This window comes from Paraburkholderia silviterrae (assembly GCF_004353915.1).
Classification (GTDB): Bacteria; Pseudomonadota; Gammaproteobacteria; order Burkholderiales; family Burkholderiaceae; genus Paraburkholderia; species Paraburkholderia silviterrae.
Genome location: NZ_SMRP01000015.1, coordinates 149,242 through 169,167 on the forward strand (window position 1 = coordinate 149,242; position 19,926 = coordinate 169,167).

General features: G+C 61.7%; 10 protein-coding genes and 2 pseudogenes. 10 read left to right on the plus strand and 2 right to left on the minus strand.

Annotated elements, in window-relative coordinates:
* Positions 1-48: 48 nt before the first annotated feature.
* Positions 49-528 (plus strand): diguanylate cyclase, encoded by a 480-nt coding sequence (locus tag EYW47_RS25880; RefSeq protein ID WP_240763921.1) that lies wholly within the window; start codon positions 49-51, stop codon positions 526-528.
* Between the two features lie 913 nt (positions 529-1,441).
* Positions 1,442-5,863, plus strand: a complete 4,422-nt coding sequence (locus tag EYW47_RS25885; protein ID WP_165976677.1) for a chemotaxis protein CheB — start codon at positions 1,442-1,444, stop codon at positions 5,861-5,863.
* 814 nt (positions 5,864-6,677) lie between these two features.
* On the opposite strand, the pseudogene EYW47_RS42695 reads toward EYW47_RS25885, so the two are convergent.
* Positions 6,678-6,824 (minus strand): annotated as a pseudogene (locus EYW47_RS42695) (IS6 family transposase); the annotation flags it as partial.
* A 178-nt stretch (positions 6,825-7,002) separates the two neighbouring features.
* Here EYW47_RS42695 and EYW47_RS25900 point away from each other — a divergent pair.
* The gene (locus EYW47_RS25900; protein WP_133197683.1) at positions 7,003-7,158 is read left to right on the plus strand and encodes a DUF3309 family protein; all 156 of its coding nucleotides are present in this window, start codon (positions 7,003-7,005) and stop codon (positions 7,156-7,158) included.
* A gap of 158 nt (positions 7,159-7,316) precedes the next feature.
* On the plus strand, positions 7,317-7,457 hold the full coding sequence (locus EYW47_RS42700; protein ID WP_377784818.1) for a glycine zipper 2TM domain-containing protein: 141 nt from the start codon (positions 7,317-7,319) through the stop codon (positions 7,455-7,457).
* A gap of 1,307 nt (positions 7,458-8,764) precedes the next feature.
* On the opposite strand, the gene EYW47_RS25910 is transcribed toward EYW47_RS42700, so the two are convergent.
* Entirely contained in the window at positions 8,765-9,520 is a 756-nt protein-coding gene (locus EYW47_RS25910; protein ID WP_133197685.1) for a TetR/AcrR family transcriptional regulator, read from the minus strand.
* 212 nt (positions 9,521-9,732) lie between these two features.
* Here EYW47_RS25910 and EYW47_RS25915 point away from each other — a divergent pair, with 212 nt between their 5' ends.
* From EYW47_RS25915 to EYW47_RS25945, 6 genes and pseudogenes are all read left to right on the plus strand, one after another.
* Positions 9,733-11,340 carry a bifunctional 3-(3-hydroxy-phenyl)propionate/3-hydroxycinnamic acid hydroxylase gene (locus tag EYW47_RS25915; RefSeq protein ID WP_240763926.1) on the plus strand — a complete coding sequence of 536 codons (1,608 nt, stop codon included), beginning with the start codon at positions 9,733-9,735 and terminating at the stop codon, positions 11,338-11,340.
* A gap of 13 nt (positions 11,341-11,353) precedes the next feature.
* Positions 11,354-12,424 carry a VOC family protein gene (locus EYW47_RS25920; protein ID WP_133197687.1) on the plus strand — a complete coding sequence of 357 codons (1,071 nt, stop codon included), beginning with the start codon at positions 11,354-11,356 and terminating at the stop codon, positions 12,422-12,424.
* A 34-nt stretch (positions 12,425-12,458) separates the two neighbouring features.
* Complete coding sequence (locus EYW47_RS25925) at positions 12,459-13,415, plus strand: fumarylacetoacetate hydrolase family protein (protein WP_133197688.1); 957 nt, start codon at positions 12,459-12,461, stop codon at positions 13,413-13,415.
* Positions 13,412-15,433 carry an acyl-CoA synthetase gene (locus EYW47_RS25930; protein ID WP_133197689.1) on the plus strand — a complete coding sequence of 674 codons (2,022 nt, stop codon included), beginning with the start codon at positions 13,412-13,414 and terminating at the stop codon, positions 15,431-15,433. The genes EYW47_RS25925 and EYW47_RS25930 overlap by 4 nt, the downstream gene beginning before the upstream one ends.
* A gap of 526 nt (positions 15,434-15,959) precedes the next feature.
* Positions 15,960-16,679 (plus strand): OmpW/AlkL family protein, encoded by a 720-nt coding sequence (locus tag EYW47_RS25940; RefSeq protein ID WP_377784815.1) that lies wholly within the window; start codon positions 15,960-15,962, stop codon positions 16,677-16,679.
* A 275-nt stretch (positions 16,680-16,954) separates the two neighbouring features.
* A pseudogene (locus tag EYW47_RS25945) lies at positions 16,955-19,923 on the plus strand (molybdopterin-dependent oxidoreductase).
* Positions 19,924-19,926 lie beyond the last annotated feature (3 nt).

The following is a 19,926-nucleotide window of genomic DNA, read 5'->3' on the forward strand; positions in this document are numbered from 1 at the left end:
CCGAGTCCCCCCCATCGTGGAGGGGGAGGGTTATCGAGCATCGTAGTCGTGGGCATCATCCCGCCGCCGCGGATGCGATACGGCGGCTTCGGCTCGAACGAGCGTGTCGGCGGCGGCGAGTTCGTGCTGGTTGCGGCGGACCGTGGTGACGATGGACAGCTGTGCGAGCTTGCCAGCCGCTTGATCGCATGCGTCTTGAATGTCGGGGAGGGCGAGTACGACGGAAGATTTCCGCTTCGCGTCAGCATTGGCATTGCGACTTTCCCCGACCGCGCAAAGACCACTGAGGAACTTCTCGACCTGGCCGATTCGGCAATGTACGCAGCGAAGCGCGCGGGGCGTTCGACATGCAGGTTCGGCGCATCGTTGCGTGCAGCCACAGATACTGGATGCCGAAGTTTTCGCTATCTTCAGGAATGCAAATATAATCGGCGCATCCATGCGCGGCGCGCTGCGCCATCAGTGAAGTGCGAACCTTCGGGGGTGAATCTGCCGCTTCGAACGTGCCTTCATGTCAGGACTCCGTGATCCGAGACCACGGCAGGGGGAAGCGGGGTGACTGACATGTTCAGCGGCGCCTTGCCAAGCGTAGCGATGATATCGGCCGTGCAATGCGGCCCGGAAGTGGCAATGTCGACGGTCATCGATTCCGAGCCAGACTTGCGGTCGACGCTCATACTCCAGCGGCAAACTTTTGCGCCGTTCCTGGCGAGGCATTGCCATACCGGAATAACTTGAAGCCTGCCCTTTACGGCACGGATCAAGAGCCTTTGTATGACCATTTTTGTGCCCCTTTTTGTGACTCCCCTGGCCGGGAGAAAACCCGTACCGAAGGATAGTCGAGGAATGTTAAACATACAGGCGAGAAATATGTCTGCAAGTCACAAATGTACGGACGGTCGCGCTGGCTTTGGATTGCGTCGGCCAGGTGCGATTGTCCCTTGAAACCGCCGCGGATTTCGCAGACGCTGCCTGCAAAATCCCCGCCATCCCCGGTGGACCCGCCCGCGCCGGCCGGGCTCTATTCCTATGCCGGCGCAGTATAGTAGCCACTGCGGACGTCGAAATCCGGAATATCGAATGCGTGGGCGCATTCCGGACGGCGGATCACGTGCATGGACCGCCGGCAACATCCGGGCCGTGTGCCGGATTCCGTACCCGCCCCGTAAATGGAAGAAAGCGCCGCGCTGCTACCGCGCTGCTACCGCGCTGCTACCGCGCTGCTACCGCGCTGCTACCGCGCAGGTCCCTGTGCGCGACGCTTGCACATTTGGCCTTTCACAAGCCGATGTGGCGAATGGTGCCGTGCAGCAGCAACGATTCCCCTCATGGAGCATGGCGCTTGAACCGGAAAACGTCTCGACCGTCCGTGGTCTCGCCACCACGGTCCACTGCCCCTGCTGAAAGACGGGATGATCGTGTCCGGGAAAACCCGGGTCCCGTGGTCGGCATCGGTGCGTCGGCCGGCGGACTGGACGCCCTGAACAAACTGCTCGGACAGTTGCCTGTCGATACCGGCATGGCCTTCGTCATCGTGCAGCATCTCGATCCCCAGCACGAAAGCCGATTGCGTGACCTGCTGGCCGAAGTCACGCAGATGCCGGTGCTCGAGGCGCGCGATGGCCTGCCGGTCGAACCGGACCACGTCTATGTGATTGCGCCCAACACGACGCTCGCGATTGCCGGCGGTGAATGCCGGGTCAGTCCGCGCGGTGAGGCGCACGGCGTCCATCTGCCGGTTGACCATTTCCTCAAGTCACTGGCCGAATACTGCCAGGACCGCGCGATCGGCGTCATCCTCTCAGGCACCGGCACCGACGGGACGCTGGGCGTGGAGGAGATCAAGGCTGCGGGAGGCATCACGCTCGCCCAGGACGAACAGAGCGCGGCCCACGTGGGCATGCCCCTGAATGCGATCCGCTCGGGCTGCATCGACATGGTTCTGGCCCCTGCTGAAATGGCTCGCGTACTGGCGCGCATCGGCCGCCATCCCCATGTTGTCGCCTCCCGGGCAGCGAAATCCGAACCCGAAACCATCGAGGAAGACCGGGACTACCGGGAGATCCTGGGCCGGCTGCATATGGCATTCAAGGTCGACTTCAGCAACTATCGCGATACGACCGTGAAGCGGCGCATGACGCGCCGGATGGTGCTGCACTCACTCGGTAGCCTGGCCGAGTACGCGGCTCGACTCAAAGGTGACCGCACCGAGCTCGAGGCGCTGTACCACGACATCCTGATCAACGTCACGAGCTTCTTTCGGGACCCCGACGCGTTTGATGCGATCAGGCAATGCGTGCTGCCCGCGATCATGAGGAACAAGGAACCCGGCGCGCCGCTGCGCATCTGGGTGCCGGGCTGCTCGACTGGCCAGGAAGCCTACTCGCTGGCCATCGTCGTCACGGAATTTCTTGAGGAGACGCATCGCGTACCGCTGCCGGTCCAGATTTTTGCCACTGATCTGAGCGACCCGATGTCACTGCAGCAGGCACGGCAGGGGCTGTATCCGGGCAGCATCGAGGCGGAAGTGTCGGCCGGCCGGCTCAACCGGTTTTTCAGCCGGGAGGACAGCCACTACCGCGTGTCGCCTGCACTGCGCGACATGATCGTCTTCGCGCGGCAGAACGTGGCAGCCGATCCGCCCTATTCGCGGGTCGATCTGATCAGCTGCCGCAATCTGCTGATCTATCTCGCACCGTCGCTGCAAAAGCGCGTCATTCCCACTTTCCATTACGCTCTGAACCCGGGCGGCTTTCTCGTCCTCGGCGCGTCAGAAACCGTGGGCTCATTCGGCGCGCTTTTCGCCGCCGTCGACCAGCCCAACCGCATCTATGCAAAAAGGGCAACGGCAACCCGGTCGTATCCCCACTTCCGCACTGAACGAACCGTCGTGGAGACGGGGCGAAGCGTCGCCCCGGCACCGGCAATGTCGGTCGCAGACTGGCAACGTGAGGCCGACCGCGTCGCGCTCGCCCGATACGCGCCGCCTGGCGTGCTGGTCAACGAAAATCTGGACATCCTGCAGTTTCGCGGCCAGACCGGCCCATTCCTTGCCCCGGCCCCCGGGGAGCCGAGCCACAACCTGCTGAAGATGGCGCGCGAGGGGCTGTTCATCGGGTTGCGCGCCGCGCTCGCCGAGTGCCAGCAGCAGGGCGTCCCGGTGCACCGTCAGGGTGTACGCGTACGGGGCGAAGTGGCGGAGCGGGAGATCGACCTGCACGTCATTCCGGTCAAACTGCCGAATGCGGCGGAGCGCTGCTACCTGATTTCGTTTGCCGAGCCTGCCCATCGCACCGTTCCGATCCCGGCGGCGCCCGCCAGCGGGGTATCCGCGAAACGGCCTGGCGATGAGCTGGCATCGCTGCGCCAGGAACTGGCCTCCATGCGCGAGTACCTGCAGTCGGTAATCGAGCAGCAGGATGCCGCCAATGAGGAGCTGAAGGCGAGCAACGAGGAGATCCTGTCGTCGAACGAGGAGCTGCAGAGTACCAATGAGGAGCTCGAGTCCGCCAAGGAGGAGCTGCAATCGCTCAACGAGGAGCTGACGACGGTCAACGAACAGCTGCAGGTCCGCAATGCCGAGCTCATCCGGCTTAACGACGACATGACCAACCTGCTAGGCAGTGTCAATGTTCCGATCGTCGTGTTCGGCAATGACTTGTGCGTGCGCCGGTTCACACCGCCCGCCACGACGCTGCTGCACCTGCGCGCCAGCGACGTCGGCCGCCCGGCCGGCCATCTTAGACTTCCCGTGCCGACAGCCGGTCTCGAAGCGTTGCTGGGCGAGGTCATCGAGACCGTGCAGATGCGCGAACACGAGGTACAGGACGGAGCCGGTCACTGGTACGCGTTCCGGGTCCTGCCCTATCGCACCGCGGACAACCGGATCGACGGCGCGGTGCTCGCGCTCGAGGACATTCACGCCGCGAAGCTCGCGCAGACCGCGCTGCGCGACGCACGCGACTACGCCCAGGCCATTGTCGAAACAGTGCGCGACCCGCTGCTGGTCCTGGACAGCGAGCTGCGTGTCCAAATTGCGAGTCGGGCCTTCTATCGCACGTTCAGGCAGATGCCACCCGATGCGGAGGGGCACCGTCTCTTTGAACTGGGCAACGGTCAGTGGAACGTTCCCGAGCTGCACGCACTGCTCGCGCAGGTGCTGACCGAGAGCAAGCCTTTCGAGGACTACGAGGTCAAGGCGACCTTCGACGCGATTGGCAGCAGGATCATGCTGCTCAATGCCCGCCGCATCGTTCGCAACGGGGAAGCTACGGGGCTGATCCTGCTTGCGCTCGAGGACGTGACCGAACGCACCCGCGTAGGGGAAGTCCAGGCGCGGCTGGCTGAGATTGTCGAATGCTCCGACGACGGGATCATCAGCACGACCCTTGACGACGTAATTACGACATGGAACGCAGGTGCGGAACGGATTTTCGGACTGCGCGCCGATGAGGCGATCAGCACACCTCTCGCGCGGCTGATGCCGTCCGCACAGGATAACGGCGAGGCCGATGTCCAGGCACGGATGCGACGGGGCGAGCGCATCGCCCATGTCGAAACCGCAATCACGAACCGGGAAGGGCGGCGGCTGCACGTGTCGGTCGCCATCTCGCCGCTTCGCAACGCAAACGGCGGGGTAATCGGTATATCGAGAGTGGTGCGCGACATCAGCGAGAGCCGGCGCATGCAGGACGAGCTGAAAGCCTTCGCCGCGGGGCTTGCCGAAACTGACCGGCGCAAGAACGAGTTTCTCGCGATACTCGCCCACGAACTGCGCAACCCGCTTGCGCCGATTCGCAACGCCCTGCAGATACTGCAGCAGTCGGGTACACGCAAGCCGGCCGATCGGTCCGCGATCGACATCATGCAACGCCAGATGGCGCAGATGGTTCGGCTTGTCGACGAGCTGCTTGATGTGAGCCGCGTTAGTCGCGGCAAGATCGAACTGCGCCGGGGTGAGGTCGAACTGAACTCGCTGGCCCACCACGCCGCCGAGGCTGCCCGCAGCGAATGCGATGCGATGCGGCAGGAACTGGTGGTCAGCGTGCCGCCCGAGCCGATCTACGTCGACGGGGACCCCGTGCGGCTGCTCCAGGTGATCGGCAATCTGCTGAGCAACGCGAGCAAGTTCACCGAGGGCGGCGGCCTGATCGAACTGCGCCTCGAACGCGAAGGCGACCATGCACTCGTTCGTGTGCGGGACAACGGCATCGGCATTACGGCAGCGCAGCTGCCACGCATTTTCGACATGTTTGCGCAGGCCGACAATTCGCTGGAACGCACGCGTAGCGGCCTGGGGATCGGCCTGACACTGGTCAGGACACTGGTGGAGATGCATGGCGGTGCTGTGGCCGTCCACAGTGCTGGCGCGGGCCAGGGCAGCGAATTCGCGGTGCGGCTGCCCCTGCTGGCTAAACGGCAACAGGCGCAGCCAGAGCCGCCGCAACGATCCGGGGGCGAGCAGGGCACGGCGCAGGCTCTGCGCATACTGGTCGTTGACGATAACCATGACTCGGCAGACTCGCTCGCCACGCTGCTGCGAATGCAGGGTCATGATGTCCACATTGCGTACGACGGGCTTCGCGCGGTAGAGGACGCGGCCGCCTTGCAGCCAGACATGATCCTGCTCGACATCGGTCTGCCCGGGTTGAACGGCTACGAGGCCGCCCAGCGGATTCGCGCGCAGCGAGCAGACGGGCACTTTTTGCTGGTGGCGCTGACCGGCTGGTCGCAGGAAGACGACCGGCGCCGCTCCCGGGAAGCCGGTTTCGACGCTCACCTGGTCAAGCCTGTTTCGCCTGAAGGCATCGAAGCGCTGATCGTCCGGTTGTCCGACGGTGGACCGGCTGGTGAGATCGCGTGAAACGGGTATGGACGTGACGCGGCTCGCGCCTTAGGAGTACAGACCTGCACCCGTCCATGCGATCGGCAACAAGCGACCTGGAAATGCAGCCCGGCACGCGCCGGTGCTTACCTGTGCATGAAACGTGAGTGGCATTTGGGTCGCGCGGCGGCCCAGAATGCGGCGCGGCGGGTTTGTTCCCGTTGCGTTGCGGTCCGGATCGCGTCAGCGAAGCACCGTAGCGCCTCCTCCGTGCCTGAGACACTGCTATATTCCTGCCGGCCGATTCGGCCCTGAAGCAGTACCGCGAAGCCTGCTTCGCGAGCTATATTGAGTATGTCCATTTTCTGTTCCTCGGACGCCGTTGCCCGGCGCGCGTCGCCTTTCGGCACCTGCAGTGGCGCATTTGCCGTGCCTGGTACAGGTCAGGCAAGCGGCGGACACCGGTTGGATAGCGGGGGGCGTGGTGCGGAGCCGCTGGAGATTAACCAGCTTCGCCAGCCTCCCTCACGACGGCAGGCCACAGCCGGCACCCGTGTCTGGCACCCGTGTTTCCTGCCCGATGGCGATTTTTTTGTGCAGTGCGCCGGCGCCGGTGCTCCGGCTCGCTCAGATTCTCGCTGGGCTCCACGTAATGACACGGCCTGGTGATAGTCACAAAGCTGCTCGCTCTATTAGAGAATCATCGTGTCGAGGCCACCTCGACGTTCAGTCATTTTCCCGATTCGCCGGAAATAGATTGCTCTTTCGGCGCAGTGTTACTGCATGCGGCGAATACAGGTTCTGATGTGCAAATAGCTGGTCTGAACGACCTTTTGTATATATGTAGGATATCTTATTGAATGGAAAGGGTGGCATTCCAGGCAGCGGGAGCAGCCGTATCCTCGAGTCGCAAGCGGGCAACGCCAAATTGTCCTTTGCGAATGCGAAGCATCAACTCGATCCCTGAAATCAGGCTATTCAAATACTTCGAGGATCGAACTGCGCACTCGGGCCACCGCCGAATTCACGATCGTCATCGGGCTTTCAGTCGTTCATGTCGTTCCCGCATCGGCGCGCAACGTCTTTGCGCGACTGCGACGGTAGGTACGCGGCTTGCGCGACCAACGCTGACAGCGCGGACGACAATCGTCTAGTGCTTGAGAACAGCCGGAGGCCTTATGCTTGGAACCATTCTTCTGATCGTACTGATCCTTATTCTGGTCGGGGCGTTTCCTGCGTGGCCGCATAGCCGATCTTGGGGGTACGCACCGTCCGGCATGGTTGGCCTCGTCGTGGTTGTGGTTCTGATACTGGTGCTCATGGGTCAGGTCTAGCCAGCAACGGCGGGCACGTTGTCTCATCGGTGACCGTTAGCGTACCGTCTGAGCCGGTACGTGGTGCTTAAGGGAGCGTCAAAATGAACACGTTGAATGTCTTTTCAAAGCGTACTGTAATCGTCTTGTGCGTGGCTGGGTTGGCGGCTTGTTCTGGCATGTCGCACCGAGGCGTGGATACTGCGGTCGGAGCTGGCGTTGGGGCAGTCGGCGGCGCGGCGCTCACCGGTGGTAGCGCACTGGGCACCGTAGGTGGGGCAGCGGTCGGCGGCGTGGTGGGCAATCAGATCGGAAAGTAATTGTGTCGTCTCCAATGTGTGGGTACGAGCACCGTCGATAAACTGACGGTGCTTCGACGGCAATGTGGTGTTGTACATAGCCGCCCGGAATGTGTTCGGTAGCACCGACGACAGCAGATCAGTAGGCCACGCCGGGCTTGCATCGCGTGCGTTCAATACTGGTCAAGTCACTTCCATGCAAGTCAACAAGAGATTTTGTACCAGTAAGGCAAGCGGACGAAAGTTCATCGATATAAAAAGTACAGTCTACGTTGCATCACATGGAAATCTTTAAACTTGACCGCGTTGTATACCCAGTTGAGGGTTCAGTGTCCTGTGGCGCGGATTCGCGCCGGTGGTAGCGATGAGGCCAGTGGTTGGAGTGCGTTTGCGGTACCACGCAGCATATGGCGGGAATGAAGCGCGACGACCGTTCAGGCAGGCTGAATTGAACAGCATCTCCAACGAAGTACAAATCATCTGCATCTCGAAGTTTCTGATCGTGATTCAAGGCGTCGGATTCTGATTCACGTACTGCGAACGCGGGAACCAGGTGAGCGTCGTTTTGGGAAGGGGCGCCCGGGCCAAAGTCTGCGTGCGGGCCCCATTGGTATAGGTCCGGGATACAGGTTGTGCAACCGCTAGACCGGCATTCCCGTATTTTTCAGAGAGCCGCCATGTCCTTGATAATCAAGCGGGCCGCCGTCCTGGCACCCGGACCGATCCGCCACCTCTTTTGGGGCGTTGCTAACAATTAGCAACGGGAGTTGTCCGATTTGATTGGCCTTGGCGTAGGTAACACTATTCGCGATTTTTTCGGTATCCGTAGTCCGGGTTGGACTAGTTATTGTGCGGCACCGCCAAAGCTGCGGGATGCGGGTGGCTACCGGTGCCGGGTCAGCCCGACCAGGTCGTTATACAAGAAAGAGGATGCGCAGTCGGCTAAAGCAACTGAGCCGGTGCTACCGCCTGCGCCGGATGGTGCCGAAATTCTCCGTCGTCGTATCCCAGTTTGGACCATCAGAATCTGATTGCCCGTCACGAATGCGACGTGCTTTTGCGCAAGCCTCCGCGGCTGGGGAATCGATAACGTCCATGCCATAACTGGCAAGGACATATGATCGCGACAGCTGATTGGGCGCGGCTCGAACCGTGCGCCTCCGGTCCAGCCGAGCAAACTTTGCTCGTCTGTATGCAGACCATTCACGTGGTTGAGCGGAGCCCAGACCCAGAAACGGATTGACGGGCAAGGCCAACTGGAAAGCACCTTTGCTCATCGGACCGGGTCGGTGACCCTGATCCCGTAACGTACCTTGTCGTCGCCGGCCTCATTGCGCATCGACTTCCGCGTCGACGAGTGGTAGCGCGCGCATTGCAATCTTCTCCGCCTCTGCGCGCTTGAGCCCGAGTGTTTGCAGAAGCGTTGCTGCCGTGCGCTCGGCGAAGTTCTCTCCGCTGAAGCCAAGTTCGTCGAGCAGTTGCGCCGCCGGCGCGCCCGGCGCGACGAAATTCAGCTCGGCCGCAACTGCCGCGAGCACCGTGCCGCCCACCGAAAGAAAGCCGATGAAGGGATCGGACACCACAAAGCGCTTGGCGGCGATGCCATTTCCGATATCCCGCAGCAGCCGCTGACCGAGCCCGCGGCTCAGGATGCCCGCTGAAAAGCCTTCGCGCATCAGGAAGCGTCCCCAGACGGGATCGCGCCGCGCGCGCATCAGGGTATGCCGCACCGAGACGGCGATCACTTCAGCGGGGTCGGACAGGCCCCCGGTGAGGCGATCGAGCCTGTCGCCGAACTCCTCGAACACGTTGTCCACAAGCGCGGCGTAGATGGCTTCCTTCGACTCGAAGTGGTTGTAGAACGAGCCGAAGCCAACGTCGGCGGCCTCGGTGATTTCATTGATGGCTACGCCTTCCATGCCTTTTTCGGCCATCAGCCTGAGGGCAGCGTCGAGCAGGCGAGCGCGCGTCTCGCGCTTGCGACGGGCACCGCGCGGCTCGCGTTCTTCGGGAACGGCAACCGGGGAGACGGGCGTCCCACGGGCAGGACGCTTTGCTGTCGGGCGATTTGAGGTGTTCGGCATGATCGGTCCAATTTCGGCCATACCGAAGTATAGATGGTATTGTCTATGTTGACAAAACTATCAGTTATGACTCTAATGTCACAAACGGCAGCCTGGCGCCGATCTAACAAACAACAGACGGAGTGACTGTGGAGACAGCAGCAAAAGAGGGTTCCGCGCCGTGCAGCCGGCATGGCGAGGGTCCTGCGCCGATCGGGGCATTCCCGCGCGCCGTGGACGTTTTATTGGTGGGTTGCGGACCGGTGGGTGCAACGATTGCCAATCTGTTGGCCCGGCAGGGTGTGAACGTGATGGTTGTCGACAGGTCGACTGAAGTTTTCATGGCGCCCCGTGCGATCGCGCTCGATAACGAAGCGCTGCGCATCCTTCAGCTTGCCGGCGTAGCGGAGAGTGATTTCGAGACGATCGCCATACCGTACGTTCGCATGAGGTCGCCCATGCTGGGCCTGTTCGGCACGGTGAATTCACTGGGCAGCCTGGATGGCCATCCGAAGCTCGTCACCTTCTACCAGCCCGACCTGGAGCGGTGCCTGCGCGCCCGGCTCGAGACATACGACTGTGCGCATGTCGCGTTGGGGGTGGAGCTCAGGAGCTTCACGGAGGAACGGGATCATGTGCTCGCGTCGTTAGATCTTGGCCAGGGGCGCACTCATGTGGTCCGGGCCCGCTTTCTGGTCGGCGCGGACGGGGCGAGTTCATTGGTACGCCAGCTCATCGGGCAGGAATTCAAGGGCAAGACGTTCGCCGAGGACTGGCTGATTGTCGATGCCCGCCACGTACCGCGTCCGATCGATCACATCGAGTTCATCTGCGATCACCGTCGGCCGGTCCCGCACATGGTCGCGCCTGGCGGCCGTGAACGCTGGGAATTCATGCTGCGGCCCGGTGAGCGTCGCGAGGACATGGAATCCGGGACGCGTATCCGGGAGTTGCTTTCGCCCTGGGGCAATGTCGACGACATGATCATCGAGCGCAAGGCCGTGTATCGCTTTCATGCGCGCGCTGTCGATGCATTCAGCAAGGGCCGGGTGTTCCTGGCGGGAGACGCAGCCCACATCACGCCGCCCTTCGTCGGGCAGGGATTAGTCGCAGGGCTTCGGGACGCCGCCAACCTTTGCTGGAAGCTCGCATGGGTGGTGAAAGGACGTGCGGATCCAGGGATTCTCGATACCTATGACGAGGAGCGGCGCCCCCACGCGAAGGCGATGATCAACCTCGCGAAGTTCATGGGCAAGCGGGTCATGCCCCGAAGTGGTGTCGTCGCCTTATTCACTCACGGGTTGATGCGTCTGTCGAGACTGGTGCCGCGCCTGCGCGCGCGATTCGAGGAGTTGCAGATCAAGCCGAAGAATGCATTCCCGCGGGGGCTGTTCGTCAAGGGCCGCTCGTCGACGAAGCTTGTCCGTGGCGCTGTCATCGCGCAAGGCTGGGTGAGAAGTTCGGACGGCACGACACGTCTGAGCGACGACGTGCTCGGGCAGGGCCTCGCGCTGATCGGGTTTGGCGTGGATGCGGCCGCTGCGCTCGAGCAAGCGACGGCCGCAGCGTTTGCGCGTGCCGGAGGGCACGTTGTCCAGATTGCCCATCGGGGGCAACGGCTGCATCTTGCCTCGCGCGACAGCTGGGAAGACCTCGAAGGCGTATTTCTTCCCGGGCTGGTGCCCGTCGGGTGGGCTGCTGTAGTCCGGCCCGACAAAACGATCGTCCACGACGGCCCGGTCACCGATGCAAACCGTATCGTGCGCGAGAGTCTTGCCTTGCTGGGTAATTCCGTGAGCGTGGTGACACCGGAAGTCGAAACCGCTATTCGAACCGCCTGATTTCTTGTTCGTTATGAAACTGACCACAGCACAGCCGGCTCGTCACCCTGATCCCACGACGAAAGCGTCGGCATTAGCCTATCTGATATTCGACCGGCCGGACCTCGAGAAAGCCGAGCAGTTTCTCAATGATTTTGGACTACAGACCGTATTGTGCGGTAAAGCGTTATTGCTTCTGCGCGGAACGGGTGCTTCACATTTCTGCTATGTTGTCCGAAAGGCGCCGAAATCGCGGTTCGCTGGTTTCGGGCTACAGGTCGACAACAGGGCCGACCTTGATGCACTTGCAAAAGTGCCTGGCGCCTCGGACGTCGAACGGTCGTCCTTGCCCGGCGGCGGCTATGTCGTACGGTTGACCGACCCTTCCGGCTTTCGCGTCGATGCAGTATGGGGCCAGGCGCCAGCTTCGACGCTATCCCACCGGCCGCCATTGCCGTTCAACTCCGTGGATGCGGCCGTCCGGATTAACGGGACGCAGCGACCGCCCGAGCGCGCGCCCGAAGTTATCCGGCTCGGGCATGTCGTGCTCGAACTCGCCGACTATCAGGACACCTGCGCATGGTATACGCAGCATTTCGGCTTCATCCCGAGCGATGTGCAGGTGCTTCCCGATGGCTCGCCCGTCGTCGCGTTCATGCGGCTTGATCTGGGTGTCAAGCCGGCCGATCACCATACCCTCGCGCTTGCACAAGGCTTCCTGCCCACCTACAGCCATAGCGCCTACGAAGTCGTCGATGCGGACGCGGTCGGCATGGGCCAGCGCGTCCTGCGCGAGAAGGGCTGGACGCACGCATGGGGGATCGGCCGCCATATCCTGGGCAGCCAGATTTTCGACTACTGGCAGGATCCGTGGGGCGACAAGCACGAGCACTATTGCGACGGCGATCTCTTTACGGCCGACGCGCAGTCGGGTCTGCACGCGGTGAGCCGCGAAGCAATGGCGCAATGGGGGCCGACGATGCCGCGCAGTTTCACGAAGCCCAGATTCACGCCGGCGAGCATCGTGGCGCTCTTCAGGAACCTGCGCCGCAGCCCCGACCTGACGCTAGGCAAGCTGCGCACGCTCGCAAAGATTTTCGCCTGAACCAACCCCTTCCATAGAATCCGGAGATCGAAAAATGGCACTTCACGTTCTGCATTATTTGCATCAAGACCGCGCCCAGTGGGGCGTGGTCGCTAATGGCGCTATCACGCCGATTCCCGGCGAGTTCAGGTCGACCGCCGAGTTTATCGAGGCCAACCCGGTCGAACGGCTGCTGGTGCTAAGCGGTCCGACGATTCCCGAGTCGGAAGTGCAATGGTTGTCGCCCGTGACCGCCAATCAGCAGTTCATCTGCCAGGGCGCGAATTATCGCCAGCATATGATCGAGTCCGGCATGGACCCGGATGTGAAGAAATTCAACATGATCTTCACGAAGGCGACGAGCTGCATCGTTCCGGCCGATTCGCCCGTGGTTAAACCAGACGGGGTGCGGTTCCTCGACTACGAGATCGAACTCGGTCTCGTCCTCAAACGCAACATTACGTCGCGCGAAACGGTCACCGAAGAAAACCTGCATGACTACATCGCCGGCGCCGTGATCGTCAACGACTATTCCGCGCGCGATATCCAGATTCCGCAAATGCAGTTCTACAAGGGCAAAAGTTATCGCACGTTTGGCCCTGTCGGCCCTTACCTTTGTCTCCTGGAGAAACGGGATATTCCAAAGTTGAAGGAACTCGTGCTGACGCTGACGGTAAACGGCACCGTCCGCCAGAACGACTCTACTGCGGGCCTCGTCTACGGGCCGGCAGAGACGCTGACGGAGCTTTCCGGCGTACAGGACCTGCGCGCCGGGGACCTGCTCGCGACGGGGACGCCCTCCGGTTGTGCATTGAGCATTCCGTCACCCGAAAAGCAACGCGCCGCAGCGCAGCTGCCTGAAGCGGAAAAGTGGCGTCTTTTCCTGAAGATGCAGGAGGAAAGGTCACAGTACCTGCGCGTGGGTGACGTCGTGGAGGCCCATATCGTCAGCCATGATCGCTCGATCAATCTGGGCGTACAGCATAACGTCGTTGTGGAAGGGGCGGCATGAAAGGCGTCGCAAATGTACACGATGTCCTTGCCATTGAAACGCAAGGGCAGGGGGCGGACCTCCCGTCGAGTACCTACGAGATGATCTGTCGTGGCGCCGCCATCAATCCATCGGCACCTGCACTTTCGTTCTTTGCGACGGCCGGCGACTACCGGAACGCTGAGTGCTGGACGTATAGTGAACTCGTGCGCGATGTCACGCGAACCGCGAACATGTTTGAGGGGCTGGGAGTACAGCGCGATTCGGTTGTGGCATATGTTCTGCCCAACCTCCCTGAAACGCATTTTGTGATCTGGGGCGGGGAAGCCGCCGGGATTGTCTGCGCGATCAATCCGCTGCTTGAGGGCGAGGCCATCGGCGAACTGCTCAACGCCTCAGGTGCGAGTGTTCTCGTAACCCTGGCGCCGTTCCCCGGAACCGACCTTTGGCAGAAGGTGCAGACGGTGCTGCACAAGCTCCCTTGCCTGCAGCACCTGGTGCTCGTGAATCCGGCCGACCGCATGCAGGGCGAAAAGGGATCTGCGGCCCGGATGCTTCAACGCGGCGAGTGTTCGAAGCTGCATGGGCCTGGCGGCATTCATGGTGCGGTTCCTTCGCACGTCGGCATCCACGATTTCGGCACAGCCATCGCGGGGGAGTCCGGGGTGGCGCTCAGCAGCACGCGTCGGATGAGCATCGATGATGTCTCGTCCTTCTTCTGCACGGGCGGCACCACCGGACTGCCGAAGATTGCAATTCGCCGGCAGGGCAACGAGGTGGCCAATGCGTGGAACGCCGGTCAATTCTTCGGCGAAAGCATTGGTCCGGGGAAAACGATTTTTTGCGGATTGCCGCTTTTCCACGTGAACGCCGTGATGGTGACGGGTCTGCTGGCGTTCTCGCGTGGTGCCCACGTCGTGCTCGGCACACCGCAAGGTTATCGGGGCGAGGGCGTTGTAAAGCGTTTCTGGGAAATTGTCGAGCATTACCGCATCAACTTCTTCAGCGCTGTCCCGACACTCTACGGATCGCTGCTGGACGTTCCGATTGGCGAGCACGATGTCAGTTCGCTCGAGTATGGCCTGTGCGGCGCCGCCCCCATGCCGGTGGAATTACTTCGCACTTTCCAGGATCGTACAGGAATCAGAATCCTTGAAGGCTACGGCCTTACGGAAGGTACCTGCATTAGCAGCGTGAACCCTCCGCTTGGCGAGCGCAGGGTCGGTTCGATTGGTCTTCGTCTGCCCGGTCAGGCAATGAAAGCAGTGGTGGTCGATGAAACAGGCCGGTATGTGCGGGATTGCGTTGCGGATGAAGTCGGCCAGCTGCTTATATCCGGCCCTAACGTGTTCGCTGGCTATACCCGGCCGGAGCAGAACAGTGGCGTCTGGATGGAAGGTGGTGACGGCGGGCGCTGGCTCAATACCGGAGATCTCGGACGCTGCGACCCAGACGGTTACTTCTGGCTCACCGGCCGGAAGAAGGAGCTGATTATCCGGGGCGGACACAACATCGACCCTGCGGCAATCGAAGAACCACTGCATCGCCATCCCGCAGTCCAGATCGCCGCAGCTGTAGGGCGCCCCGATATCCATGCTGGCGAGTTGCCGGTCGCTTATGTCCAGCTGAAGCCCGGCACAACCGCAACCGAAGCGGAACTGGCCGAGTTTCTGCGTCACGAGATCAACGAACGCGCCGCGTTGCCAAAGGGGATACGGATCGTGGACGCGATGCCGCTGACGGGCGTCGGCAAGATCTTCAAGCCAGCGCTAAAACGGCGCGAAACGGCAGACGCGCTACGGTCGGCACTCGTGGAGGCCGGCGTCGAGGATGCAACCATTAGCCTCATTGACGACACCTTACGCGGGATCGCACTTCAGGTCGAACTTGCCGACTCCGCGTTCGAAGCATTGGCGAGTTCCGCGCTCGGGCGCTTTCCGTTTGCATTTTCGATCTCGGTCGCCGTGAGGCCATCACGGGCGGAGCAACCGACGGGGACAGACGCAGCAGTGACAGACACGCCGGGCAGCTCAACATGACACAAGCCACGACATCAAAGGGACGCGTTCGGTTACGCGCCCGGATTAAAGGTTAATCCGGCGTACGCGCCGCGATGCCGCGGTTCGAATGCCTGCCGGTGTCTGTAGGTTAGAACACCTAATGGTTTTGAGGAAAAGAGGATGGGTGTTGCATCAGAAAGGTCTTTGCGTTCGCAGGTTGAAAAATGGCTCGGACCGACTTCTTCGGCGCCGGTTCGAGTTACCCGATTCAGCAGCGCGCGCTCGAATCAGAGACCGTGCGTGCGCGTCGAGCTACTGCTACCAACAGGCCCGCTTGGATTCTTTTTCTTCCGGCACCGCGACGGTACGTGGTGCGTGTTCCCGCCTGAGACGGAACGCCTGGCCATGCACGCTTACCAGGGTACAGGGCGATCTGAGTGAGTGGAATGTGTAGTTATACGAAATTATAAAAAAATCAATTGCGCAGATCCAACGGCAACACTACTGATTCGTAAAAATTTCCATATAGAGAGACAGGAGGAGAGGCATGAGGAACTACAGGCGAATGATCGACTCTGTCGGTATGGCGGCTTGCATCTGCGCTGCGCTTACCGACAATGCCCATGCGCAGTCAGCGGGAAGCATAACGCTGTCGGCAGGATGGCTTCACGTTGCGCCACAGGGCGACGCAACGCCACTAACCGTGGAAAGCATTGGCGGCGTAGCGGTGAATCGGCAGGTAGCTGGTAGCGGGGCGCATGCCAGCTCAACGGATACGGTGGGAATTACCACCGAGTACTACGTCACGGACAACATTGGTGTCGCCATGCTTTTTGGACTGCCACTGAAGGTAAATCTGGTTGGCGATGGGACGCTCCAGAAGTATGGCAACCTCGGCTCGACAAGGCCGATGCCACCCGCGATCGAACTTCGATACCACCTGTTTTCAGCCGAGTCGAAATTCCGTCCATTCGTCGGACTCGGCGTGAACTATACGTGGTTCACCCAGGTTCGGACAACCAATAGCCAGTTTGTCACCGATAGCGTGGGTCCCGGTGGTAAAGCACACGCGACACTCAGTTCCTCGTGGAATCCGGTATTCGAGATCGGGGCAAATTACGCGATTTCAAAACACTGGTCGGTTGGAACCTCTCTCGGCTACGTTCCGGTGAGGACCCACCTTACGTTATACGGGCAGACCGCAACGGGAACGCAGATCGTGTCCAGATCGACGCTCCGGCTCAATCCGCTTAACGTCTTCGTGAACGTCGCCTATACGTTCTAGCGCGTACAGGTCGTCAATGCGCCAGTCGAGGTTTGACCACGCATCGAAGACATGGACGTTATTTTTTTGCCACCCGGACCTGGCTGCGGTCCACGAGTTCACGGTCGATTTCGACATGTTGCGCGACACGCTGCTGCGATGGGGCCCGGCATTGCCGGGTCTCTGACCCACAGCCCCGCATGACCGCGCTCGCCCGGGCTGCTCGCACGCTCGGGGAAGCGCGGTCATGCCGTCATGCCACCGCTTGCGCAGCAAAGCTTTACCTGGATCGGATAATGAAACGACAGGTTCTCAAGACCATTCTCTTTGCGTTGCCCAAGGTCCTCGACCTGACGGCACGCCGCTTTCCCGCCTATCGTGATCGCCTGAAGGAGCGCGATCTCGTGGCGTGGATCGGACTCGCGGATGAAAGCATCGGCCGCGTCATCCAGTTCGGGAACGGGCGCGTTCGGTCGCGTGCCGGCGGGCATCCGCGGCCCGACGTGCGCATGGCCTTCAAGGATGTGGCGACCGCCCTGAAGTTCCTTTCTCCCAATCCGGACCAGGGCGAAATCATCCACGCCGCCAAGAACTTCAAGGTGGTCACTGAGGGCGAGGACGAACTGCTGGTTTGGCTTTTGCAGACCCTGAGCATGATGCAGACCGTCGGCCTGCCGATGGGCACGCCCATGCGCGACGGCACCCGCCGCTACGCCACCTGCACCAACGGCGGGCCTCTGTTTGTCTACGTCAAGGATGGCCGCGTCGTTCGTGTGACCCCCATCGATCTGGACAGCACGGATGCGCCAAGCTGGGTGATCGAGGCGCGCGGACGCCGCTTCAGCCCGCCACGGCGTGGCCTGGTCGCGCCCCACGCCTTGACGCTGAAGTCGCTTGTCTACTCCGACAAGCGCATCCTTCATCCCATGAAGCGCGTCGATTTCGACCCTGACGGCGAACGCAATCCCCAGAACCGGGGCAAGTCCGGCTACGTGCGTATCAGTTGGGACGAGGCCCTGGACATTGTCGCCAGGGAAATCAACCGGCAGAAGCGCGTTCACGGTCCTGGTTCCATTACCTTCCCCATGTCGTCTCACCACCAGTGGGGCAATGTGGGCTACTACCTCAGCGCGCTGACGCGCTTTGCCAACCTGATCGGCTTCACCCGTGTCGCCGCAAATCCGGACAGCTGGGAAGGCTGGTACTGGGGTGCCATGCATCATTTCGGCAACTCGATGCGCATCGGCGTGCCATCCGGCTATGGCGGCGTCGAGGATTGCCTCAAGGAAGCCGACATGATTGTCTTCTGGTCCTGCGACCCCGAAAGCACCAACGGGGCCTATGCGGGATTCGAGGGGACGCCGCGGCGCCTGTGGGCCAAGGAACTCGGCATCGAGTTCGTTCATATCGACCCGCACTGCAACCCGACTGCCCAATTGCTGGGCGGGCGCTGGATTCCGGTCCGACCGCAAACCGACGCTGCTCTCGCCACCGCCATCATGTATGTGTGGGCCGTGGAGGACCTGTACGACAAGGATTACATCGCCGCCCGCACGACCGGGTTCGATGAGTGGAGGGCCTATCTTCTCGGCGAAACCGACGGCGTTCCCAAGACTCCTGAGTGGCAGGAGAGCGAGACCGGCGTGCCCGCCAAGGACGCCCGTGCGCTTGCTCGCCGATGGGGAAACAGCAAGGTCCATCTGGCCGTCGGGATGACCGGCGCGGGATTCGGTGGCGCGGGCCGCGGCGCGACCGGAGCGCAATGGGCGCGCTGCATGATCATGATGATGGCGATGCAGGGCTGGGGTAAGCCGGGGGTCAATTTCGGCTGCCTTGAAGTCGGTGTTCCCCATGACCTCCACTTTTATTTCCCCGGCTACGCGGACGGCGGTATATCCGGCGACCTGGCGTGGACCGCCAATGCGGTCAACAATTACCAGCGCATGCCGCACATCCTGACGATGAATCCCGTCAAGCAAATGGTCCCGCGGCAGCAACTGCCCGACGCCATCATCAACGGCCATGCCACGGGTTACCTCTGGGACGGCATCTCGCAGGAAGCCCAGTTCGCGCCGTTCAGCTACCCCATGCCGGGGTATTCGCCGATCCACATGATCTATCGTTACGGCGGGTCCGCCTTCAGCACGGTGACGAATTCCGGACGCTGGGCCGACGCCTACCGCCACCCCAGCATCGAGTTCGTGGTCAACCAGTCGATCTGGATGGAGGGCGAGGCCCAGTTTGCGGACATCATCCTGCCTGCGTGCACTTCGCTGGAGCGCTGGGACATTGGCGAATGGTCGAATTCCGGCGGCTACGCCCACCACGGGTATGGCACGGTCAATCATCGCGTGATGACGCTGCAGCACAAGTGCATCGAGCCTTTGGGCGAGTCCCGCTCCGACTACGATATCTTCACCGCCATTCTGACCCGGCTGGGCCTGGGCGGGGTGTTCACCGAGGGATGCAGCGAGCTTGACTGGGTCAGGCGGGTCTTCGCCTCGTCGGATCTGCCCGATCACATTTCGTGGCGCGCGTTCTGCCGCAAGGGCTATTTTGTCGTGCCACCCGAAAAGCCCGAGTTGCGCCATCCGGTGGACATGCGCTGGTTCGCGGAGGGCCGGCGCAAGGACCTTCAGGAACCCCATCCGCTGCCGTCCCAGTTCGCCGAAAAATTCGGCATGGGCCTGCAGACGCCGAGCGGCAAGCTGGAGTTCGTGCCCGAGTTACTGAAGCGGCACACTGCGGACAATCCCGAGCGGCCGCCGCTCAACCGGTATATCCCCTCCTGGGAGGGGCTGCGCTCGGACCTGGCTGAGCGCTATCCGCTGCAGTTGATCGCCACGCACAGCCGTTACAGCTTCCATACCCAGTGCGACGGCAAGAATTCCTCGGTCAACAGCGTCGAGGACCATCGCGCGCTGATCGCCGGGCACCGCTTCTGGCTAGTCGGGTCGACGCGGCCATTCGAGGCATTGCCCATCGCGACCTCGTCAAGGTTTACAACGACCGGGGCGCAGTGATCTGCGCGGCCGACGTCTCGCCGCTGGTCAACGCGGGGGTGGTCAAGTCGTACGAGGCGAGCGCCGAATTCAAACTGATTGAAATCGATGGCGAGCGCGTCGAAATCGGCGGTTGCATGAATATGCTGACCCCCGACCGGCCTCAAACCGTCGGGACGAGCAGCATGAGCCCCAACTCCTGCCTGGTGCAGGTCGAAAAGTGGCGAAGTGCCGAGGCGTTCAAACTCGGTCGCGCAGCGTGAGGA

What these genes read in the sequence shown, in the direction of transcription:
- EYW47_RS25900 (WP_133197683.1), top strand. Translation starts at nt 7,003, where the DNA reads ATGCTTGGAACCATTCTTCTGATCGTACTGATCCTTATTCTGGTCGGG.
- EYW47_RS42700 (WP_377784818.1), top strand. Translation starts at nt 7,317, where the DNA reads ATGTCGCACCGAGGCGTGGATACTGCGGTCGGAGCTGGCGTTGGGGCA.
- EYW47_RS25910 (WP_133197685.1), bottom strand. Translation starts at nt 9,520, where the DNA reads ATGCCGAACACCTCAAATCGCCCGACAGCAAAGCGTCCTGCCCGTGGG.
- EYW47_RS25920 (WP_133197687.1), top strand. Translation starts at nt 11,354, where the DNA reads ATGAAACTGACCACAGCACAGCCGGCTCGTCACCCTGATCCCACGACG.
- EYW47_RS25925 (WP_133197688.1), top strand. Translation starts at nt 12,459, where the DNA reads ATGGCACTTCACGTTCTGCATTATTTGCATCAAGACCGCGCCCAGTGG.
- EYW47_RS25930 (WP_133197689.1), top strand. Translation starts at nt 13,412, where the DNA reads ATGAAAGGCGTCGCAAATGTACACGATGTCCTTGCCATTGAAACGCAA.
- EYW47_RS25940 (WP_377784815.1), top strand. Translation starts at nt 15,960, where the DNA reads ATGATCGACTCTGTCGGTATGGCGGCTTGCATCTGCGCTGCGCTTACC.